The organism is Halpernia humi, from assembly GCF_900108025.1.
GTDB classification, from domain to species: Bacteria; Bacteroidota; Bacteroidia; order Flavobacteriales; family Weeksellaceae; genus Halpernia; species Halpernia humi.
On the sequence record NZ_FNUS01000005.1, the window covers coordinates 45813 to 66420 of the forward strand.

A 20608-nucleotide genomic window follows, 5' to 3' on the forward strand; every position below is an offset into this window, starting at 1 on the left:
TTTCATAGTAAAATTTAAAAACTGAAAGTTAATTATAAATCTTTAAATCTCTTAAACAATAAGTTTAAAAATTAATTTTAACATTCCTTTAACATTTTATATCTTTGCTTAATCAATTTTTAAAAATCTATGTCACTATACGTTGAGCTTGCTGAAAAATTACAGTTTATTTCGCCTAACTTTTACAAGACTAGGTTTTTTAAAAAAATTGATGGTTTAAATTCACATAATTTAAAAGTGAGAAACGTAGAGCCAGAAATGCTTTGGCTAAAAAATTATCTAAAAAAAGATTTTGTTTTTTTTGATATCGGAAGCAATGTTGGAAGTTATTTGAGACTCGTTGAAAATATTTTAAATCCTAAAAATATTTACGCTTTTGAGCCCAACCAAAGACTTTTTAAAAGATTAAAACGTTTATTCCCGAAAGCAAATTTGTTTGACCTTGCACTTTCTGATGAAAATACGGAAGCAGAATTTAAAATCCCCGTCATAAAAGGACAAGAAAAAAATTCGCGCGGAACACTCAGAACAGATTTTTCTGAAAATAATGAAGAAAAATTCATCATCGAAAAAGTGAAAGTTCAAACTTTTGATTCTTGGATTTTAGATAAAAATATCTCAAAAATTGACATCATAAAAATTGATGTGGAAGGCAATGAAATGAAAACTTTACGCGGTGCAAAAGAAAGTATTTCTCATTTTAGACCTATTTTATTAGTAGAAATGGAACAAAGACATCACGAAGAACATCTCAAAAATTTAGTTGAAGAAATTGAAAATTGGGGATATTCTGCAAATTATTTAAACCGAAAAACGTTTGAACTTGAACGACTTTCGGATGAAATTTATTTAAGTCAAAAAAAATCAGAAATTGAAGATAAAAACGGTTATATCAACAATTTTATTTTTATCCCAAATCAAGCAAAAATATGAGTGTAATTGCACGACAGGGATTTAAATATTCCATCATTGGCTATTTGGGTTTCCTTTTGGGAACGGTTTCTGCGATTTTTATTTTCCCGTACGATGTGAAATTTTACGGAAAACTGCGCTACATTATGCCAATGGCGGAAATTATTTTGCCAATTGTAGTTTTTGGAATATCATATTCTAATGTGAAATTTTTCTTTTCTACCAAAAATGATGGCAAACATCAAAACCTACTATCATTGAGTTTGGTAGCCGTTTGCATTAATTTTTTAATTTTTATAGGCGGTTTCTTTCTCGCCGCTTATTTATTTCCAGAATTAAAAGTGACGAAACTTTGGAAAATGAAACTAATCATTTTGCCTTTGGTTTTAGTTCTCGCTTTAAGCACGGTTTTCAATAAATATATTTCAAATTATAAAAGAATTGTAGTTCCGAATATTTTAGATAATTTTTTACCGAAAATTGCAAATTTAGGCGCGTTTTGTCTCTTTTTCTTTCTTGCGTTTCAAGAAAAAATAGCGTTTTATTTCTTTTTTGGAATGTTCGTTTTGGGACTAATCGCTTATTATTTTTACACCAATAAATTAGAAAAATTTACGCCAGATTTTTCTACAAATTATTTTAAAAAAGATAAACTTTACAAACAAATTTTCAATTATAGTTTCTACGGATTTCTTGGAAATATCGGAACTTACATTGCTCTAAGAATTGATAATGTGATGATTGGCGACTATCTTGGCTTTCAGGAAAATGGCGTTTACAGTACTTTATTGGCAATAATTTCTTTAATTAGTATTCCTTCGATGGGTTTGTACGCTATTTCTGCACCACTGATAAATGAACATTTAGAACTAAAAGAATACGAAGAATTAGATGTTTTTCATAAAAAAACTTCACTCACTTTGTTCTTTTTAGGACTCGTTTTATTTTCTTGTATTTGCGTGGGATTTCCCTTTCTCACAAGTCTGATGCAAAACGGAGAACTATTTAAACAAGCAGAACCCGTGATTTGGATTTTAGGAATTTCTACCCTTTTCGATTTGGCAACTGGTTTCAACGGCTACATTATTTCACTCTCAAAATTCTACCGTTATTCCACATTTGTAATGGCAATTTTAGCAGTTTTAACCATCACACTCAATCTTTATTTCATTAAAAATACCAGTTTAGGATTACTCGGAATCGCAATAGCGACGGCAATTTCTTTAACTTTATTTAATATCATTAAAATTATTTTTAATTATACAAAATTCAAAGTTCAGCCGTTTACGATTGAGATGATTTATGCAGCAATTATCGGTACTTTGGGAATCGCAGTCGCCGTTATGTTGCCAGATTTTAAAAATAATTTTGTGAATTTAGTGTATAAACCAAGCTTGGTTTTGGTTTTTTTCTTGATCGGAAACTACTTCCTTAAAATTTTTCCTTTAGAAAAATATTTAAACAAATCTTTTTTGAAAAGTATTATTAAATTTTAAAGCAATTTCTCTAAAACCGGCTCTAACTCCTGCAAAACCTTATCTTTTTGATATTTTTGATGAAGACCAACAGAATCATTTTTTAAAACATCTAAAATCTGAAGTTCTACATCTTCTTTTTCTTTTATAATAAACGGTTTTGAAGTGTAATATGATTTTCTAAAAATAGACAATTTCCCATATTTTATCGCATCGCCAATATTGCCAGACATTTTGGTTTTGCCATATATTTCGCGCTGACCAAAAAATTTAGAACTTCTTCGCACACGACACCACAAAATATCGGCGCTATTCATTATCTCTTCGTATTCTTTATGCGGAACTTTTTCAGTAAAATATTTTATAGAAATAATCAGATCATGCTTTTTTTCTAAATTTTGCAACCAAACCAATTCTTTTCCACTAGCTTTACCCAAAAAAATAAATTGAAAATTCTCAGGGTTTTGAAAATTTAATATTTTACTAATAATCATCAAATAGTCTCTTCGCTCTTGGGAAACGCTTCCCGGAATAACAACTTTTTTTATTGAGTTCTGTGGCTTTTTGCTGAATTTTGTATAAAATAAAGGCAGGAAAATCAAACTTCTAAATCGATTTATTTTAAGAAACCAAGCCAAATCTTCATCTAAATAAAGAATATTTTTTGCTTTGCTGAAAACTTTTGGTGCTGAAAACAAACCTTCTCTTAAAAATAATTTTAACCTGTAAATAAAATCTTTTTGAAAAATACTTTTTAAAAGATTAAATTTTGAAATGCTACAAAAATTAAAATTATGGCAAATAACAGAAGTATTATATTGCTCCGCCAACTTTAAATAAACATTAAAATGCCGATGAACAGTGCCAATAATAACTAAATCATAATGCTGAGCAGAAATTTGTTTCAAAATAGTACGAGCAGAACTTAGAAAAATAGTGTCGCTTTCTTTCAAGTTTAGTTGTCCTAAAATTTTTTCAGAGAAATAAAAATCTACTTTAAAACGTTTAGAATTTACTTCTAATTCTAAGAAATTGCTCGCAATTTCTGCGTGCGTATCCAACTCTATGAAAGCAATTTTTTTCAATTTTTAGAATTTATTTTTAATTTCTTGCCAGCGCAATTTACGAATAAATTGAATTTCTTTTTTATTTAAAATCATCTCATTTTTTTGGTTTAAAAAAGATTTAATAATCATAAAAAACTCAGAAATTGATTTATTTTTAAAAGAAGATTTTGCCGAAGAAATGAGCATTAAAGGGAAACTCAAGCCAATATTATAAAAATACTCGCCCAATTTTTGTGCCTTTTGTTTTTTATATTTAAATGCCGTCGGCCGCAAATGTTTTACCCAAAGATCTTTTATGGTAACAGTTTCCCAATCGTACATTTTTGCGAGCATTACATCAATATTGTCCCAACCTAAAACTGCGCGAAGTCCGTTCATATCTTCAAAACATTTTTTTCTGTAAGATTTTATCGGGCCGCGAACATGGTTTTTTGACGATAAATTTTCGAAAATCCATTCGTTATTTTTTTCGATAAAAACCAAACCAGAAACCATTCCGGCTTTTGGATTTTGTACATAAACTTCATTAATTTTTTCTAAATAATTTTCAGGAAAAATAATATCGGCATCGAATTTACAAATGATATCAAAATCTTTTAAATCAATTTCATTTAAACCTTTGTAGAAAGTTTGAACGACTTTTGCGCCAGGCTCGTGCGCTGATAATTTTAAATTTTGAATTTTAAATTTTAAATTACTTACAATAAAATTTTCAACAATTTCTTGCGTTTTATCCGTCGAACCATCGTTTACAACCACACATTCAAAATTTTGAAAACTTTGATTTTGCAAAGAATCGAGGCAAGAAAAAATAAATTCTTCTTCGTTGTGAGTTGGAATGATGATGAGGAATTTCATTGGAATTATTCAGAAAGATTTTCTAATTTTTCTGGATCTTGACGGCAATCAAAAATATCATAAATCCTTATAAGTTGCACAGATTCAACTTTGTAAATAATTTTGTAATTTTTATAAACCAAATACCTAAAATCTTCATTTTTAAATTCCAAAAAAGGGTCTTTTTGACCTAAAAATGGGTTATCAACTAGTTTTTTTGATTTGTCTATAATACCTTTTAAAATTTTGTTTGCAATTTTTAAACTTGCTACTTCTGTATAATAAACTTTAATATTTAATAAAGTTAGTTTTGAAGTTTTAGACCAAACAATTTTTGGTTTCATATGAAGTTTCTATTTTTTTAAAAGGTCACATGCATTCGCATAAATTCATAAGTGTCTGTTTGCAAACTTGCTAATTGCAATTTCATAAGTCCAATTCTTTCAACAATTCTTCTGTGGTGTAGAAGTCTTCATTTTCGAAATCCTTTTCAGATTGCTCAATTCTTGCCACATATTCTTTGTGGGTAAGAGGAATTATTTTTTGTTCTGAATTTGCTTTATTTAAAAATAATTCTAAATTTTCTAACAGAAATTCATCTTTTAGATTTAATATTCTTTTGGCTAAATCTATTTTTCTGATGTTGATATCTATTTCCATCCTGTAAATTTTAAAACAAATATAACAATTTTAATGTGCTTCTAACCAATTATTTCCCACGCCAACTTCCACTAAAAGTGGCACTTCAGTTTTCACGGCGCTTTCCATTTCATTTTTGATGATTTCTTTAGCAGTTTCAACCTCATCGTCTGGTGCTTCAAAAACCAATTCATCATGAACTTGCAAAAGCATTTTGGTTTTTAGATTTTTTTCTGTGAATTTTTTATCGATGTTGATCATCGCAATTTTGATAATATCTGCTGCACTTCCTTGTATTGGGGCATTTACAGCATTTCTTTCGGCGTGACCTTTTACCACAAAATTCCCAGAATTTATATCTTTTAAATGGCGTCTTCTTCCCAAAAGTGTTTCTACAAAACCATCTTCTCGCGCTTTTTCTACCTGCTTTTTCATGTACTCTTTAAGTTGCGGATATGTTTCAAAATAGGCTTCAATCATGGCTTTGCTTTCCGCGCGAGAAAGTCCGGTTTGTTCGCTCAAACCGAAAGCAGAAACGCCGTAAATAATTCCAAAATTGACGGTTTTTGCTTGTGAACGTTGCAATTTCGTTACTTCATTTAAAGGAATATTAAATAATTTTGCGGCTGTAGAAGCGTGAATATCTTCGTTGTTTTGGAAGGCTTTCATCATTTCTTTTTCGCCAGAAATCTCGGCAATTAAGCGCAATTCTATTTGAGAATAATCGGCAGAAATTATTTTTTTTCCTTCGGCAGAAACAAAAGCGCCGCGAATTTGTTGTCCACGCAAAGTTCTAATTGGAATATTTTGAAGGTTAGGATTTATACTTGAAAGCCTTCCTGTTGCTGCAACCGTTTGCGCAAAAGTGGTGTGAACACGGTTGTCATTTTTATCAATTTGATTTGGCAACGCATCAACGTAAGTAGATTTCAGTTTTTGGTAGGTTCTGTATTCTAAAATATGTTTGATTATTTCATTATCGTGCGATAATTTTTGCAAAATATCTTCGCCGGTTGCATATTGTCCGGTTTTTGTTTTTTTGGCTTTCGGGTCGAGTTTCATTTTATCAAACAAAACTTCGCCTAATTGCTTTGGGGAATTCATATTAAATTCTTCTCCAGAAAGGCTGAAAATTTCGGTTTCAAGATTTTTTAAATCATTTTCTAAATCTTTACTTTCTTTGGCTAGCCAATTTTCATCTAAAGAAATTCCTTCTAATTCCATTTTTGCAAGCACTTTTAGCAAAGGAATTTCTATTTCGTAAAAAATGTTTTCTAGTTTTTCTATTTTTAATTGTGGCTCGAATAATTGATACAATTGAAACGTAATATCCGCATTTTCAGCACCAAAATCTGTTTGTGTTTTAATGTCTAAATCTCGGAAATTGCTTTGGCTTTTTCCTTTACCAATGAGAGATTCCAGTGATACAGGTTTATAGTTTAGAAACATTTCCGCCAAATAATCCATGCCGTGTCTTCCGTCCGGATTTAGCAAATAATGTGCAATCATGGTGTCGAAAAAGTTGCCTTTTAAATCAAAACCATAATTTTTTAAAACTTTATAATCAAATTTTAAATCGTGGGAAATTTTCAAAATATCTTCTTTCTCGAAAAATGGTCGAAAAACTTCTAAAGTTTCTACCGCTTCTTCCCTATTTTCTGAGATTGGAATGTAATATGCCAAACCATTTTTGTAGGAAAAACTGATGGCAATTAATTCTGCAATCATCGCATCATCATTTGTGGTCAAAATTTCAAAAGCAACGGCTTTTTGATTTAATAAATTTTTGACTAAATAATATTGCGCTTTCGGGCCAGAAATTATTTGGTATAAATTATCTTTTTCTGCTAAAGTAGATTTTGTGGAAGTGGCTTCGTTCAATTCTTCAAAATTGGCAAATAAATCTAATTGTCCCGTAAAAGGTTGCGTGGATTTTTCAGTTTTATCGGCAGATTTTGGGGCTTCGGTTTCTGGTGATTCTTTGAATGCGCGATAAAGATTTTCGTATAAACGACGGAACTCTATTTCTTCGAAAATAATTTTTGCTTTTTCAAAATCGGGTTCGTCTAAAGTGTAATCTTCATAGTTAAAATCAATTGGCGCATCGCATAAAATGGTGGCTAATTTTTTAGATAAAATCCCTCGTTCTGCAGAATTCTCTACTTTTTCTTTTAATTTTCCTGTAAGTTCGTGCGTATTTTTTAACAAATTTTCTATACTTCCGTATTCTTTTAGAAATTTTTTCGCCGTTTTTTCGCCAACGCCTTCTAAACCTGGAATGTTATCTACGGAATCGCCCATCATGGCGAGATAATCTATGACTTGTTTAGGATCATCAATTTCAAATTTTGCTTTTACTTCTTCTATGCCCAAAATTTCAATTTCACTGCCTTTCATACTTGGCTTGTAAATTTTGATATTTTCTGTCACCAATTGCGCAAAATCTTTATCTGGAGTTACCATAAAAACTTCGTAACCCATTTTTTCTGCTTTGCAAGCAATTGTTCCGATCACGTCATCTGCTTCGTAACCTGCAACGCCTAAACTTGGGATGTGCATGGCTTCTAAAATTTTATGAATATATGGAACAGCGATTTTTATTGCTTCTGGTGTTTCGCTTCTGTTGGCTTTGTATTCTGCAAAATCTGCGGTTCTAACTGTGGCTTCACCAACGTCGAAAACTACAGCAAGATGACCTGGTTTTTCTCGGCGAATTAATTCAATTAAAGAATTGGCAAAACCAAAAATTGCGGAAGTATCCATTCCTTTGCTCGTCAGTCTTGGGCTGCGAATAAGTGCGTAATAGCCGCGAAAAATCATCGCGTAAGCATCTATTAAATAAAGTCTTTTGTCGGTAGATTCTGTCATAAGACAAAGATAGAAATTAGAAGTGAGATTTTAGCGGGTGTTTATAAGTTTCGCTTTTCTTCTTTGCAAGTTTCATTTTTCTTTTAACAAGAAAAAATATTTTTTTTTAAAAATTCTCTAAATTTCTGTAGAATTTCATTTAACTTTACTATGTATTTTGAATTTTAATAATTTGGATGTCCGCTTTCAATCATAATGCTAATTTTTAACGGAAGAACGCAAAGATTTCTATTTATTCTCTGTCTAAATCATGTATTTAAGGTCGCAAATCGAAGATTCATCACTTCCTCTAAAACTATTATAAAAACATTGATAAAGGCGTTTGACTGCGTCAAATCTTTGATTTCACTTAGCAAAGGCCTTAAAAAATAAAAACATTTATGATGAATGACAGACATACAGAAAATATTAATAAATAAAAACCATGAAAACTATTTTTATACTAATTAGCCTACTATTTTGCGGGCTGAATTTTAAAGCACAAACGCCAAGCAAAGTTCAATATGGTGATAATGCAAAAGCGGGAAACTACTTTGATAATCGAGGTTTTAAAATGTATTATGAAACTTATGGCAGCGGAGAACCACTTTTAATAATTCATGGAAATGGCGGAAGTATAAAAGATTTCAAAAATCAAATTCCTTATTTTTCTAAAAATTATAAAGTTATACTTGCAGATAGTCGCGCACAAGGGAAATCAATCGACCCAAGTGATTCTTTAAGTTATGAAATGATGGCCGATGATTTGAACGGACTTTTAGAACATTTAAAAATAAAATCTTGTGACGTAATTGGCTGGAGTGATGGCGGAATTAACGGTTTATTACTCGCCATTCGGCATCCTGAAAAAGTGAAAAAATTAGCCGTAACTGGCGCAAATCTTGTTCCGGATGACTCTGCCGTTGATCCTTATATTTATAAATGGGCAAAATCTCTTAATGATTCTATTAATAAATTGCCAATTACACCAGAATTGAAAACGGAACGAAAACTATTTCATTTATTGGCAAAAGAACCGCATATTTCTGTGAAAGATTTACAAAAAATTGAATGTCCCGTTTTGGTAATTGGTGGCGATCACGACGTGATTCGCACAGAACACACAATGCTGATTGCAAACTCAATCCCAAAATCTTATTTATGGATTTTGCCGAATAGTGGCCATTCTACGCCCATTTTCTACAAAGATATTTTTAACCAAACCGTGAACGATTTTTTTATAAAACCTTATCGGAAAATTGAAGGCTTGGATCGGATGAGATAATAAAAATAGTATTAATTAGCCCATTTTGCATTTGTATAAATTTTCAAAATTTTTCAAAATCGGGGAAAGCGCAATAGGTTAAATTAATAATTTGAAAAGGGCTAGATAAAATTTAATCTTGAAAAAAATTTAAATAAATTAATATATCAAAAAATAAATTTCTAATTTCGTAATCAAAATAACATAAAACAAAGTCTATGAAAACTTCCAAACTTAAAGCCATCCTCTCCTCTATGGGATTTTTAGCAATTATTGGTATTGTGATTATCTTCACGACCAATTCCACAAAACTCTATAAACCCGTAAAGGAAACGCAAAGCGAATGGAAAAATTTGAAGGTTTTGCCGCAAAACATTTCGGAAGATAGTTTGCATTTTGTGATGAAAACGTTCAGTAATTCTCTAGGTGTAAATTGCGCCTATTGCCACGCCGCAAGAGCAGACGATCCGCAAAAATTAGATTTTGCATCAGACGCAAAAAAAAGCAAATTAATTGCCCGAGGAATGCTTGAAATGACGGATGACATTAATTCTAAATACTTTTTGCCACACGCACCAGATCCAAAACCTAAACAAGTTACAATGGTTTATTGCATCACGTGCCACCGAGGCCAGAAAAACCCAACCGAATATTTGCAAGACGTAAGCAAAATGATTCCAAAACTAATGCCTGAAAGAAAAAGGGATCATAGATAATATTTTTTAGAATAAAAATAAACTTTGAATAGGTTTTAGTACAAACTTAATTTAGTTTTGTCTAAAGCCTATTTTAATTTAAAATTATAAAATAATCGGATTTAGGTTAGTAATTCTTATAAATTATCTTTCCACTTTTCTTTTTTAATTAAGTTTAAAAATAAATTATCACTAGATTTCTATTTAAAAATTTGGGTAAAATTGAGATAAAATTAACTTTCTATTTCGATTGAAAATTTTCTATGTATTTAATGACACTCATCACATCATCCTGACCAAAACCGGCATCACTTGCCGATTGATAAGAATCTGCCAAAACCTTAGAAAGCGGAAAATCTGCGCCTGCCTTGACAGCCAAAAGAACATCTTTCAGCATTAAATCGAGCCCAAATGCGGCCGGGTAATTATCCTCAATTAAACTAGAAGTTTTAAGTTTGGTTGCACCACTTCCACTTGCACTTTCATTGATGATTTCTAACATATCTTTTCTCTCGATTCCGAGTTTGTCTGAAAGCAAAACGGTTTCTCCTAAACTTTGGTATAAAGCTGAAATAAAATAGTTGATTGACAGTTTTGCGGCAATCCCCTTTCCATTTCCACCTAAATGTTTGATTTTGGTTCCTAATTTTTGAAGGTAAGGTTTCGCTCTTTCCACATCTTCTTCGCTACCACCAGCCATTATAATTAAAGTTCCTTCTGCGGCAGGTTTAGTACTTCCAGCGACCGGCGCATCAATAAAAGATGCATTATTTGCACTAATAAGTTGGCTTACAGAGGCACTTTGCTGGGGAGAAATCGTGCTCATATCTACAAATAATTTTCCGGAAATATTTTCCTTTAAAATAAAGTCATAAACTTCTTTAACAGCATTATCGTTTGTTAACATTGTAAAAATAATATCCGTATTTTCGACAAGTTCTGCTATAGAATTACAAACCTTTGATTTTTCTTTAAAATCCGCTGTCTTTTCAGAAGTTCGATTATACACAAAAAGTTTAAATCCTGCATTTTCTAAATTTTTCGCCATTGGATGTCCCATATTTCCAAGGCCGATAAATCCTATTTTTTCTTGATTCATTTTAATTTATTTAAAATTATTAACTCATTCATCGATGCTTTGCAATTCTTCCTTGTTTAGTTTTAAATCTATTTCTTTAGCATTTTGAGTAGATTTTTGCGCATTTCTTGCGCCTGCTAAAGAAATCTTAATTTCCTGCCGCTCAATCGTCCATCTTAAAACCAATTGGCTTAAACTCGCCTGATGTTGCTCTACAATTGGTTTAATTTTATCTAAAAGCCCATGGTTTTTTTTTAATAAAATCTGCTTGGAACTGCGGTAAACCAGCGCATTGGCATTCATAAATAATGCTTTCATTTCCAAGCACCAAAAGTAATTACAGATAGTTCTAAATCGCTGTTTCCTAGTTTTCTAAATGCCATTTTAAATTAAATTTTAAATTTCCTATAGATTTGTTAGTATCACAAAGCTTTCTGAGATTTTCTTCAGTATCAAAAAATTGACCAAATTCTAGTTTTAATGTTTATAAGAAGTAAAAAATGAAATTATGATTAATTTTTAGGATAACGTTATTTAATTTCGTACCTTTTGAAATAATTTAAAAATTAAAAAAATTTATGGCAGAATCTTTCTCAAAAAAAGAAAACTTTAAGAAAAAAATTCAAAAGCAAAAAGAAAAAGCGATGCGTCGTGAGGAGCGCAAAGAAAGCAACGATAAAGGTAAGGACCTTAGTGATATGATTATGTATGTAGATGCATACGGCCAATTAACAAGCACGCCACCTGATAAAAGTAAAAATACTGATATAGATATCAATTCTATTCGTTTAGGTGCTGCGCCGATTGAGGCAGAAGATCCGGTAAAATCTGGAGTAATCACATTTTTAAGCGAAAAAGGCTACGGTTTTATTACCCAAGGCAACAGCCAAGATACCATCTTCTTTCACACCAACAACTGCACAGAAATGGTGAAAAAAGGAAATAAAGTGTCTTACGAGGTAGAAAAATCACCCAAAGGCCTTGTGGCAGTAAATATAAAAGTAGAAAAATAACTAAATAAAAAACTCCGAATGGAGTTTTTTTACTTTAATATTTCATTCTGAAGCAATTTTTTTAGTTAAAATTAGCAAAAACTGAGTTTATATTTTGGCTAAAGCACACACAGGATTTCAAAAAAAAATGGGCTAAAGCCCATTCCTATTGATATCTAAAATTGTTAAACAATCGAATTTAAACTTATAAAAATCATTGTTCCCAACGGACACTTACAATAATTTCATTTTTTCTATTCAAAAACTGATACGGTGCATTGTATGCCAAAAACCGAAAATTACCATAATATTCGATGTTATTTTGTTTTAAGGCATTTTCTAATTTCGTTGAATATTTTTTAATTTGAGCATCATTTGCGTAGCCACTAAACTGTATCGCTGCGACGAATTCTTCAGGGCTAGACTCAATTTTTATGTCTTTATTATTTGGCTTTGGCAGATTATCTTTGGAATATTCAGAAGGCATCACAAAACTCATTGAGGATTGGGAATTGTTGATATCCATGTGAACGGGCGTCGTCATTGCTATTTTTTTTTCTGACTGGTTTCCTCCAAATATAAACGAGGCCAATTTTCTAAAACCTGGCGAAGATAATTCTTTGTAAGATTTTGCATCCATAACAATTGTAGCCATCATTGCTGGCGGATAATGCCGAATTTCAAAATCTTTTTCTTTTTTAATGACTTTATAGTTTTGTGTTTCCGTTTTTGCCATGATAAAATAAATTTGAAAAATTAATATGATAACAATTATTAGTGAGATTGATATAAAAGCGATTTTCATTTGATAGGAATTTACAGGTAAATATGTTGGCAACTAACTTGCCAAACTTCTAAATTTGTAAAAAGCAATGAAAAGCGCAGAAATTTAAGTTTTTATATAGACAAACTCTCAATATGATAGAAGAATTTATTTATTTATTTGAAGTTTATAAATTAGAATTAAATGTAAATTGCAGTATAATTAATTATTTATTGTGATGAAACTATTAAAAATCAGTCTTGCACTTTTTATTGGCTTTTTGTTGACTTCTTGCATCGTTTCTACTGCGACAAAAATTGTCACGACGACTGCAAAAATTGGCTATTCAGCTGTGAAAGGAACTGTGAAAGGCGTCGGTTGGGCAGTGAAAAAAGCCGATGGCAAAATCAATGAAGACCGAATTGACGGAACTTGGAAAGTGGTGGGAGTTTATAATGGTACTTATGCACAATTTTCACAAGATTCTAATCCTGAAAATAACTTTAAAAGCAGTTGCAGCGAAGGTTTTGAAGTGATAGAATTCAAATCTAACCGTGAGAAATTTAAACCCATCCATTGCCAATCAGAAGATGAAGATTGGGTGAAATACAAATATAATTTTGGCAAAAACCCTTTAACAAAAGAGAAGGAAAATTACCTTAAAATCAATACCAGCAATTATATTTCCATTATTGATGTTACGAATAAAACCATGGTTTTAGAAGGAAATCTGATGCAATCTTATGCTTTTTCTGGCGGCAAACTCTATCTTTTTGAGAAAGTAGATTAAATTTTATTTAATTAAAAATAATTTCTGATTTTTTCAATTTTATCTTCCATAGACTTTTCAGGAAAACTGTAGGTCTTTTTTTTGATTATAAAATCTAAAAAAACTTCTTCTGCGCCATCTGGATGCGGTGTGTTATCACTATTATTTTTGTCGGGTGAGAAGGTTCGAATATTTTCCCAAAAATCTTTATCCATTTTTTTGCGAGTTGTTACCTCAGGATTTTCCCCTTTTTGATTTTTAAAAATTGCTTCGTTTGCTGTCAGTATATATTCCTGATAATATTGAAAATCTGGCGACAACGAGCCATTCGAAATACTGAGTTTTACGGTATCTGCTTGAAGCATTTTGTTATTCATTGACAGACTAAGCTGATTGGTGGAGGAATTGTTTTCATTGGATTCCCCTTTCTGAAAGTGACAGCTTGTGCTTATAAAAAGCGAAAACAATAAAACTGAAATTGAATGTACATTTTTCATATTAAATTTTTAATTTATCAATTTTTTAAACATAAAACTGTTTACTGGGAAAGTGCCACCCGAAAACCGATATCCTGGCTGTGTTTAGAGGGGTCGAAGCTGCTTCGAAAGGCAACACGGGCAGGCTATATACGAGCTAAACGCGCTGCCGCCACGCACAATACGGCGAACTCCGTTTGTTGCACCTCTAGGGTTGGTTTGTGCAGTGGCGCGATAAGAACCCGACCAATCGTTACACCATTCCCATACGTTGCCACTCATATCGTAAATGCCTAGTTCGTTTGGTTTATTTATTGCTACCGTAATTGTATTGTATCCTCCACTACCATCAATGTCAAACTCGCCGACTTCAACCAAATCATTACTGCCGCTGTATTCATAGCCTTTGCTTTTATTGCCTCCACGAGCTGCAAATTCCCATTCGGCTTCGGTGGGCAATCGGTAGTCGGCATCCATTTTTTCGGATAGCCAGTTGCAATAGGCTACAGCATCTTGCCAAGATACGTTTACAATCGGGTGGCTGTCATCCCAGCCCCAAGATGGTTCTTCGGGCATGCTGCGGCCTGTGGCGTTGCAAAACACTTTCCATTGGGCTACCGTGGTTTCGGTTTTGGCTATTTTAAAGGTTTTTAGCGTTACTTGGTGGGTGGGTTTCTCATGTTCGTCGCTATATTCGTCGCCATCTCCGTGTTCATCGCCCATAGTAAATGTGCCACCTTCTACGGTTACCATTTCGGGATAAGTGGCTTGTTGCAAATTGTTTTCTGCAACCGCTTCTTTTATTTGATAGCCTTCTACACGCATATTATCAAAAGCAGCCCGTTGACCTTTGCCCGAATACAAAGCAATTTGTTCACCTGTAATTGGTTCTGGAAGGGTTACTGTATTTACCAATTGATAATTGATGTAGAGAAAAGCTTTCTTGTTTTGTATCTTTATTTTTAATTTATTATCTACATTATTGCCTTTTAAAATATTTTTTGAAGCTGTGAATGGAATAATATATTTTACTGCATTATCTTTAAAATAGCCAAAAGCATAAGTGCCATCGGGTTGTATCACAAAACGATAAGAAATACCATCGGTTGCAAAATTTCCCAGTACGAAGCCAACGCCAATACCAGGACTATTTCCTTCTAACACATTTACGGTAAGTTCTACATTTAAATCATACCACTGGATTTTTTTGAAAGTTCTTATAACTGCCCATCCTCCTTTGCCTTGTTTATATTCAATAATATAGCGGCCGCTTTCTTTGTAGTAAAGCTCGTTTCCTGTGGGTACATTGGCCCATTTTATTTTGCTGCCATCAGAAAAATCATCGTAGAAATCTATTTTTGTTGTTTGTGCTTTTAAATTTAAACTAAAAGCAAAAAAGCAGAAGATAAATGTGATAAAATTTTTCATGTTGATTTGTTTTAAATTTTTACAGTATTTAATCTGTATTAATTAGGATACCAAGCTAGCATTTCGATTTTATAGCCTGCATCTTTTAAAAGTTCTACTAATTTTTTACCAAAGGCTTTATTGTCATTTAAGGAAATAAAAGTTGCAAATTCTGATGATAAATAGGGTTCACTTTTTTCCAGCAAGGTACCATCATTGCTAAAGTCTGTAGTTGTAGATGTGACATCGTCCTCACCAAAAGTATAGAAATGAACAGAATAGTCTTTACCGATTGACTTCAAATTTTTTAGTGCAACTTCTTGTTTTTGAATTGAATAAATGCCTTTCACTTTACAATCTGAATTTGAAGGATAACAATTATTTGGATATAATTCTTTTATCGCAAAACTTAAAATACCATTCTCATCTATTTTAAATTTTTGTGCTACACTTCTTTCTTTTTTCTTATCAGAAGCAATTTGCTTCTCTAATTCCGCATTTAAAAGATCTTCTATATCTTTATTTTTTTTCTTTTTATTTGCTTGATCTGCTATATAATCAAAAAGCGAATTGTCCCCCGTATCTTCAAAACCACCTTGCATTGTTGCAATAAAAGCATCACTATTTTTTAATTCATTAAGCCATTTTAAAATCTCTTTAGCATCTGTTTCATTTTTGAATGCACTAAATGCCAAGACTTTTTTTCCATTCTCATTTTGTTTGCTAATGCAAATAATTTGGTAATCTGTGGGAGATTGCTTAATGTAATCCCAGCTGTAAAAACCAACTAGTGATTTTGGATTGGTATCACTTTTAATCTTTTTTCTTAAATCTATTTTCAGGTTCGAACCTCCAATTTGCTTTAATATACCTTGATCGGATACCGATATTTTTGACGTCATATTTTTGCTACAACAAGCTATTTTTTTGTTGATTAAGTTTACTGTTTCTTTTAAGCCATTGTTACTTACATTTGTTTTTTGAGCAAATGACATTAGCAAACAAAGGTTGATAAAAACTAAGGTGGAATATATTTTTTTCATAAAAAGCTTGTTTTTTAGTTAATATTTTTTAGTTTATTTGAAAGGATATTGTTTTAGATTTTTTATAAATAATTTATAGTTTTTCTACTTTAAATTGATAATTCAAATATAATTAAGAATTATTTTGACCATAACTTAATTTCTTTATTATTCGAAGTCTTCATCTTTTAAAACTACTTTAATTAAGGTGTAGGGTTTGATATTTTTAATCATTAAATCATATACTTTTTTAATAGATTCATAGTCATTTGAAAGTTTTGTACCATTAAAAGTATTATATCCTGAGTTATCTGGAATTATGACATTAATGGTTTGTAACTCGGGGTTTTTTGCTTTTATGGCATCAATAAACAATTGCATTTTAGGGTTGTCTGGTAGCATTTTTTTGCCATCTGAGTTACACCAAAAAATGTCTCCTTTTATAATATTACTCACCACAACAGTTTTATGAAATGAATCAGTACCTGTGATATAGAAATAACCTTTATCTGTACAAGGTAATTGTGCTTTTGTTGTATTAAAATTCAAGCAAAAGATTATTAAAAATAAGACACTTGCTAGTTTTGTTATTTTTGTTTTCATGGGCTTTTATTTGTATTTAAAATTGTCTCACATATTGCACCGCAGCATTCATCAAAATAGGTAAAGACAAATTTTGACCACTAATATTATATTGTTGTGCTAATAAATAGCCTGCATTTAAGCAAGAAAACCGCTGTTGCGGTGTTCCATGGAAGTTCGGATTGTTAAAATCATAACTTCCTTTATTGAAAAAAGAGTTTGCAACTTCTTGTATATTTATACTCCCAATTGTATTGGCTCTGTGATATAAATAAGAACCTGCAATATAATCTGCAAACAATTCTTTATACTTCCCAGTAAGTCCTGTATGGTATTTAAAATCAATAATATGCCCAAATTCATGCGCCAAAATTATTGGTACCGAACTACAAGTTCCGGAAGGAGAGTTTAAACATTCATTTTGAACTAGAGAAAAACCAAGCATCACCGTTCCATCCGGAAAGTTTGGATTTGAAATTTCTGAAGTGGCATAAGCATTCGGCGCACCTTGATCCAACAAATAGAAAAAATTAGGATGTATATTAAAAATATTAACTAAAAGTTGATATTCTCGTTGGTTGATGGCATCAAATTGTTGATTTCCAGAACTGCTTCTAAGATTGATTGTTGGCAAAGTAGAATTACCAAAATAGCATCCTTGCGCTGAAACTTTAGTTGAGAAAATTAAACTTGCAACTAAAATAAAAAGTGTTTTTTTCATAATTAATATTTTTTAGGTTGGTCTAACTAATCTATTGTATTGGTGTAATTTTCTTTGTTTTAAAATTGTATTGTTCTGTTGGCTGGCTTTGACCTCTTTTTTGCAACTCATAAATACCTTTACCTTTATAGGTAACATTTTCTATCGTTTTATCATTGAGCAGATTCTCGCCTTCCAATGTCATAATATCAGCCCAAGGCTTCCCATTATTGCTTAAAGGTCCATAGTCATTCCCTGGAGAATTCCAAGTAAAACGCAGGCAAAAATTTCCATTCTCATCTATTTCATTTCCATAATTAAATCCCACAGCACTCATATCTTTAAGTTTTATATCTTTTAAAACTACAACCTGTCCATTTTCAGAATAAAAAACACGACCTGTTGGCTCTTTTACGGGAATTGTCTCATAATTTTTACCATTAAAAAATAGACCATCGCCTCTCCCATTATAATCTCTAAGCCCATCTATTTTCACCTTATGGTTTTTCGCCAATTCCAAAATTTCTTGATTTTGGGCTGATAATTTTATAGAATGGTTTTCATTGGCAGAAACTTTCGACTTAGGTGCCACCAAAACCACTTCATTTTCTTTTTTCTTTTTTAAATACTTTTCTTTAGCCTGTAAAGCTTCCTGTTGCTTTTGTTTAGCGCTTGCTTGTCTAGTTTTTTCACCAGCTTTCCAGGCAGTAATTTTTTGCTGGTCTTGTTTTTCTTTTTTATCTCGCTCTTCATTTTGTTTTTTAGCACAAATCGGACATGAGCGATCGATACAAGAAACAGAACCTTTTGGCCGGGTTTTACCTGTAATTTTCCAATATTCACAGTTTGGCGCACAAGTAACATGAGCGCCTTGTGCTTTTGCAGTGTTAAAACTTAGGCAAGTCATTATTAAAAATAAGACAGTTGATAATTGTGTGATTTTTGTTTTCATTGTATTTTATTTTTTAAGTGTGATGATGAAGTTTGATTAGATTCTTCATTTTAATTTTTCTAAAGAATCCAACAACAATTTCATAGCTATTTTAAACTGTTATCTCAAATTTCAAATATTTTTTCAAGACAGAAAAAAAAATGTCGTGAATGACATAAAATGTAACGTGAATGGTAAAAGATTTTTTTCAACCACCAGTATTGAAGGGCGTTTATTCGTTTTTGTAGCTTCTAGATTTTGGGACAATCGCATTGTTCGTCATAATAAATTCTTTCAAATTGCTTTGTTTTATAAAGTTTTTATTGACGATGTAAGACTTGTGGCAGCGCACAAAATTCGGCGGCAATTGTTCTGCAATTTCTTTGAGGCTTGTGCGCACTTGTTCCACTTTTTGGCTTCTCACAAGTTCTACATAATGATCATCTGAACGCATGTATAAAAGATCTTGCAAATAAACCTTGGTTTTATTTTTCAACTCAATATGCGCTAGGCTTGCTTTTTTCTTTACTTCTTCTAGTGTTTCACTTATTTCATCGTGTTTCGCTTCAATGCTTTGTTTTTCGAGTTGAAGTTGTTTTTTCTTTTGATCGACTTTTTTCCATCTTATAAAAGAATACATGGCAATGATAAAGACGATGAATAAAGCAATGGCAAAGAAAATTCTATTGTGGTTGTATTTAGATTTAAAACTTTCTGCGGCATTTATTTGCGAATCCTTTTTCTTCATTTCATAGTCGTGCGCGGTATTCATCACTTTGACGATTTCACTGCTTTGCAACAAAGAGTCTTGCAAAGCCACTTCGGCTTCTTTTTCTTCCAAAGCATTTTTAAGATCCCCTTTTAGTTTGTAGTGTTCTGATAATGCGTTGAGTAAGAATTTATTATTTTCCGTTTTTTCGTTTTCTGTGTTCTTTTTGGCTTTCAATAGATAATCTTCGGCTAAAGCATAGTTTTTTTCTTTATCGGCCAAAATCCCTAAATTGGTTTGTGTAGAAGCAATATCTAATTTGTTCTTTAATTTTAAACGTTTCTCTAAAGCGATTGTTAAATACTTTTTAGCCTCAACAAAATTATTTTGTAGCAAATAAAACTCTCCCAAATTATGATAAGTTCTGGCAATATTATTTTCATCTTTTATGGCTTCAAAGAGTTTAATAGTTCCTTTTCTGTACCAAACTATCGAATCTTTTTTTGCCGTTAAATCATACAAAGTTGCCAAATTATCATAAGCAATGCCCATGCTATATTTGTTGTTATATCGCGACGCGAGCGCCAAAGACTTTTTAGCATAAGTAATGGCTTTGTCATACTGATTTGCTTTTTTAAACAAGACACTTAAATTGTTGTAAGACTGCAAAATACCTTTGGTATTGTTCAGCGATTCATTAATTTTTAAACCAGCAAAATAACTCTTTGCTGCATCTTCTAAACGTACAAGTTCACTCAAGGTATTGCCTTTGTTCATGTGGATGAGCGCTTCTAGGTTTTTATTTTTACCCACTTGGCCTAGTGCTTCATCTAAAACTTCTAATGATTTGCTAAACTGCCCGTTTACGCGGTACAAAATCCCAAGCGCATTATTCACGTTGGCTAATTCTTGTGGAAAATGCTCGTTGACGGCGATTTTTTTTGCTAAAATTGTTTTTTGTATCGCCTCTTCTACTCTGCCCATCGTCTTTAAGTTTCGCCCCATATTTTTATAAGTGCGAATTTTGCCCAAAGCATAATTATTTTTGATGGACAAAGCCAAGGCTTTTTCGTCTAATTTGTTGGCTTCTTCATACTGATTGTCTCTGGAATATATGCCGGAAAGTTGATTTAATATATCAACTTGCAACTGGCTATCATTGGCTTTTTCGGCAAAAGCAAGCGCATCTAAAGCATCTTTTTTAGGCGCATTGATTTCTATGGCGGGGTAAGACTTGCTTCTTTTTACCAGAAGTTTTGCTTTTTCTAAAGGCGTAGTCGCATTTTCAAAAACTTTAGTAAGGCTATCGGTTGCCTGCTTTTGTGAGAAAACAGTGGCAGTTTGAATTAAAAAAAACAGCAGTAGAATTTTTTTCATCTTAAAGATTTGAACTGCTTAAAAATAACTAAAAAAGTTTAATAATTATTTATTTAATAAAAAAAT

Annotated in this window: 21 protein-coding genes; 6 read left to right on the plus strand and 15 right to left on the minus strand. The window is 31.8% G+C overall.

From position 1 onward, the window contains the following. Positions 1-129: 129 nt before the first annotated feature. Together C4S29_RS10185 and C4S29_RS10190 are read left to right on the plus strand one after the other, a co-directional pair. Positions 130-933: an FkbM family methyltransferase gene (locus C4S29_RS10185; RefSeq protein ID WP_103913986.1), complete on the plus strand. Its 804-nt coding sequence runs from the start codon at positions 130-132 to the stop codon at positions 931-933. After that, the gene (locus C4S29_RS10190) at positions 930-2408 is read left to right on the plus strand and encodes a lipopolysaccharide biosynthesis protein (protein ID WP_103913987.1); all 1479 of its coding nucleotides are present in this window, start codon (positions 930-932) and stop codon (positions 2406-2408) included. Before C4S29_RS10185 ends, C4S29_RS10190 begins: the two co-directional genes overlap by 4 nt. On the opposite strand, the gene C4S29_RS10195 is transcribed toward C4S29_RS10190, so the two are convergent. The 5 genes from C4S29_RS10195 to polA all read right to left on the minus strand — a co-directional run bounded on the left by C4S29_RS10195 (position 2405) and on the right by polA (position 7798). Beyond that, on the minus strand, positions 2405-3472 hold the full coding sequence (locus C4S29_RS10195; RefSeq protein ID WP_103913988.1) for a hypothetical protein: 1068 nt from the start codon (positions 3470-3472) through the stop codon (positions 2405-2407). The genes C4S29_RS10190 and C4S29_RS10195 overlap by 4 nt on opposite strands. Before the next feature lie 3 nt (positions 3473-3475). Further along, positions 3476-4312, minus strand: a complete 837-nt coding sequence (locus C4S29_RS10200; RefSeq protein ID WP_103913989.1) for a glycosyltransferase — start codon at positions 4310-4312, stop codon at positions 3476-3478. Positions 4313-4317: 5 nt separating this feature from the next. Further along, positions 4318-4635 (minus strand): type II toxin-antitoxin system RelE/ParE family toxin, encoded by a 318-nt coding sequence (locus C4S29_RS10205; RefSeq protein ID WP_103913990.1) that lies wholly within the window; start codon positions 4633-4635, stop codon positions 4318-4320. Positions 4636-4717: 82 nt separating this feature from the next. Then, positions 4718-4951, minus strand: a complete 234-nt coding sequence (locus C4S29_RS10210) for a hypothetical protein (protein ID WP_103913991.1) — start codon at positions 4949-4951, stop codon at positions 4718-4720. Positions 4952-4981: 30 nt separating this feature from the next. Beyond that, positions 4982-7798: a DNA polymerase I gene (polA, locus tag C4S29_RS10215; protein ID WP_103913992.1), complete on the minus strand. Its 2817-nt coding sequence runs from the start codon at positions 7796-7798 to the stop codon at positions 4982-4984. Between the two features lie 424 nt (positions 7799-8222). On the opposite strand from polA, the gene C4S29_RS10220 reads away from it, so the two are divergent. Both C4S29_RS10220 and C4S29_RS10225 read left to right on the plus strand, forming a co-directional pair. Next, positions 8223-9062 carry an alpha/beta fold hydrolase gene (locus C4S29_RS10220; RefSeq protein WP_103913993.1) on the plus strand — a complete coding sequence of 280 codons (840 nt, stop codon included), beginning with the start codon at positions 8223-8225 and terminating at the stop codon, positions 9060-9062. Positions 9063-9259: 197 nt separating this feature from the next. Then, positions 9260-9757 (plus strand): c-type cytochrome, encoded by a 498-nt coding sequence (locus C4S29_RS10225; RefSeq protein ID WP_146063305.1) that lies wholly within the window; start codon positions 9260-9262, stop codon positions 9755-9757. A 220-nt stretch (positions 9758-9977) separates the two neighbouring features. Here the strand turns inward: C4S29_RS10225 and C4S29_RS10230 are convergent, their stop codons facing one another. Continuing rightward, positions 9978-10835 (minus strand): NAD(P)-dependent oxidoreductase, encoded by an 858-nt coding sequence (locus tag C4S29_RS10230; RefSeq protein ID WP_103913994.1) that lies wholly within the window; start codon positions 10833-10835, stop codon positions 9978-9980. Between the two features lie 24 nt (positions 10836-10859). After that, positions 10860-11132, minus strand: coding sequence for an aldo/keto reductase (locus C4S29_RS10235; RefSeq protein ID WP_103913995.1), 273 nt, complete (start codon positions 11130-11132; stop codon positions 10860-10862). Positions 11133-11392: 260 nt separating this feature from the next. Between C4S29_RS10235 and C4S29_RS10240 the strand changes: the two genes are divergently transcribed. Beyond that, entirely contained in the window at positions 11393-11827 is a 435-nt protein-coding gene (locus C4S29_RS10240; RefSeq protein WP_103913996.1) for a cold shock domain-containing protein, read from the plus strand. Positions 11828-12020: 193 nt separating this feature from the next. Here C4S29_RS10240 and C4S29_RS10245 read toward each other — a convergent pair whose 3' ends face one another. Then, entirely contained in the window at positions 12021-12542 is a 522-nt protein-coding gene (locus C4S29_RS10245) for an SOUL family heme-binding protein (protein WP_103913997.1), read from the minus strand. 265 nt (positions 12543-12807) lie between these two features. On the opposite strand from C4S29_RS10245, the gene C4S29_RS10250 reads away from it, so the two are divergent. Then, positions 12808-13359: a hypothetical protein gene (locus tag C4S29_RS10250; RefSeq protein ID WP_103913998.1), complete on the plus strand. Its 552-nt coding sequence runs from the start codon at positions 12808-12810 to the stop codon at positions 13357-13359. 11 nt (positions 13360-13370) lie between these two features. Here the strand turns inward: C4S29_RS10250 and C4S29_RS10255 are convergent, their stop codons facing one another. From C4S29_RS10255 to C4S29_RS10285, 7 genes are all read right to left on the minus strand, one after another. Beyond that, entirely contained in the window at positions 13371-13835 is a 465-nt protein-coding gene (locus C4S29_RS10255; protein ID WP_146063306.1) for a hypothetical protein, read from the minus strand. 84 nt (positions 13836-13919) lie between these two features. Continuing rightward, on the minus strand, positions 13920-15242 hold the full coding sequence (locus C4S29_RS10260) for a formylglycine-generating enzyme family protein (protein WP_103914000.1): 1323 nt from the start codon (positions 15240-15242) through the stop codon (positions 13920-13922). A gap of 38 nt (positions 15243-15280) precedes the next feature. Then, positions 15281-16264: a hypothetical protein gene (locus tag C4S29_RS10265; protein WP_146063307.1), complete on the minus strand. Its 984-nt coding sequence runs from the start codon at positions 16262-16264 to the stop codon at positions 15281-15283. Between the two features lie 147 nt (positions 16265-16411). Continuing rightward, complete coding sequence (locus C4S29_RS10270) at positions 16412-16846, minus strand: NADPH-dependent FMN reductase family protein (protein WP_103914002.1); 435 nt, start codon at positions 16844-16846, stop codon at positions 16412-16414. A 16-nt stretch (positions 16847-16862) separates the two neighbouring features. Continuing rightward, positions 16863-17546, minus strand: coding sequence for a metalloprotease (locus C4S29_RS10275; protein WP_103914003.1), 684 nt, complete (start codon positions 17544-17546; stop codon positions 16863-16865). Between the two features lie 31 nt (positions 17547-17577). Continuing rightward, complete coding sequence (locus tag C4S29_RS10280; protein WP_146063308.1) at positions 17578-18477, minus strand: hypothetical protein; 900 nt, start codon at positions 18475-18477, stop codon at positions 17578-17580. Positions 18478-18688: 211 nt separating this feature from the next. After that, on the minus strand, positions 18689-20542 hold the full coding sequence (locus tag C4S29_RS10285) for a tetratricopeptide repeat protein (protein WP_103914005.1): 1854 nt from the start codon (positions 20540-20542) through the stop codon (positions 18689-18691). Between the last annotated feature and the right edge of the window lie 66 nt (positions 20543-20608).

Coding starts and splice junctions, on each gene's coding strand:
- C4S29_RS10185 (WP_103913986.1), top strand. CDS start 130: ATGTCACTATACGTTGAGCTTGCTGAAAAATTACAGTTTATTTCGCCT.
- C4S29_RS10190 (WP_103913987.1), top strand. CDS start 930: ATGAGTGTAATTGCACGACAGGGATTTAAATATTCCATCATTGGCTAT.
- C4S29_RS10200 (WP_103913989.1), bottom strand. CDS start 4,312: ATGAAATTCCTCATCATCATTCCAACTCACAACGAAGAAGAATTTATT.
- C4S29_RS10205 (WP_103913990.1), bottom strand. CDS start 4,635: ATGAAACCAAAAATTGTTTGGTCTAAAACTTCAAAACTAACTTTATTA.
- C4S29_RS10210 (WP_103913991.1), bottom strand. CDS start 4,951: ATGGAAATAGATATCAACATCAGAAAAATAGATTTAGCCAAAAGAATA.
- polA (WP_103913992.1), bottom strand. CDS start 7,798: ATGACAGAATCTACCGACAAAAGACTTTATTTAATAGATGCTTACGCG.
- C4S29_RS10220 (WP_103913993.1), top strand. CDS start 8,223: ATGAAAACTATTTTTATACTAATTAGCCTACTATTTTGCGGGCTGAAT.
- C4S29_RS10225 (WP_146063305.1), top strand. CDS start 9,260: ATGAAAACTTCCAAACTTAAAGCCATCCTCTCCTCTATGGGATTTTTA.
- C4S29_RS10230 (WP_103913994.1), bottom strand. CDS start 10,835: ATGAATCAAGAAAAAATAGGATTTATCGGCCTTGGAAATATGGGACAT.
- C4S29_RS10235 (WP_103913995.1), bottom strand. CDS start 11,132: ATGAAAGCATTATTTATGAATGCCAATGCGCTGGTTTACCGCAGTTCC.
- C4S29_RS10240 (WP_103913996.1), top strand. CDS start 11,393: ATGGCAGAATCTTTCTCAAAAAAAGAAAACTTTAAGAAAAAAATTCAA.
- C4S29_RS10245 (WP_103913997.1), bottom strand. CDS start 12,542: ATGGCAAAAACGGAAACACAAAACTATAAAGTCATTAAAAAAGAAAAA.
- C4S29_RS10250 (WP_103913998.1), top strand. CDS start 12,808: ATGAAACTATTAAAAATCAGTCTTGCACTTTTTATTGGCTTTTTGTTG.
- C4S29_RS10255 (WP_146063306.1), bottom strand. CDS start 13,835: ATGAAAAATGTACATTCAATTTCAGTTTTATTGTTTTCGCTTTTTATA.
- C4S29_RS10260 (WP_103914000.1), bottom strand. CDS start 15,242: ATGAAAAATTTTATCACATTTATCTTCTGCTTTTTTGCTTTTAGTTTA.
- C4S29_RS10265 (WP_146063307.1), bottom strand. CDS start 16,264: ATGAAAAAAATATATTCCACCTTAGTTTTTATCAACCTTTGTTTGCTA.
- C4S29_RS10270 (WP_103914002.1), bottom strand. CDS start 16,846: ATGAAAACAAAAATAACAAAACTAGCAAGTGTCTTATTTTTAATAATC.
- C4S29_RS10275 (WP_103914003.1), bottom strand. CDS start 17,546: ATGAAAAAAACACTTTTTATTTTAGTTGCAAGTTTAATTTTCTCAACT.
- C4S29_RS10280 (WP_146063308.1), bottom strand. CDS start 18,477: ATGAAAACAAAAATCACACAATTATCAACTGTCTTATTTTTAATAATG.
- C4S29_RS10285 (WP_103914005.1), bottom strand. CDS start 20,542: ATGAAAAAAATTCTACTGCTGTTTTTTTTAATTCAAACTGCCACTGTT.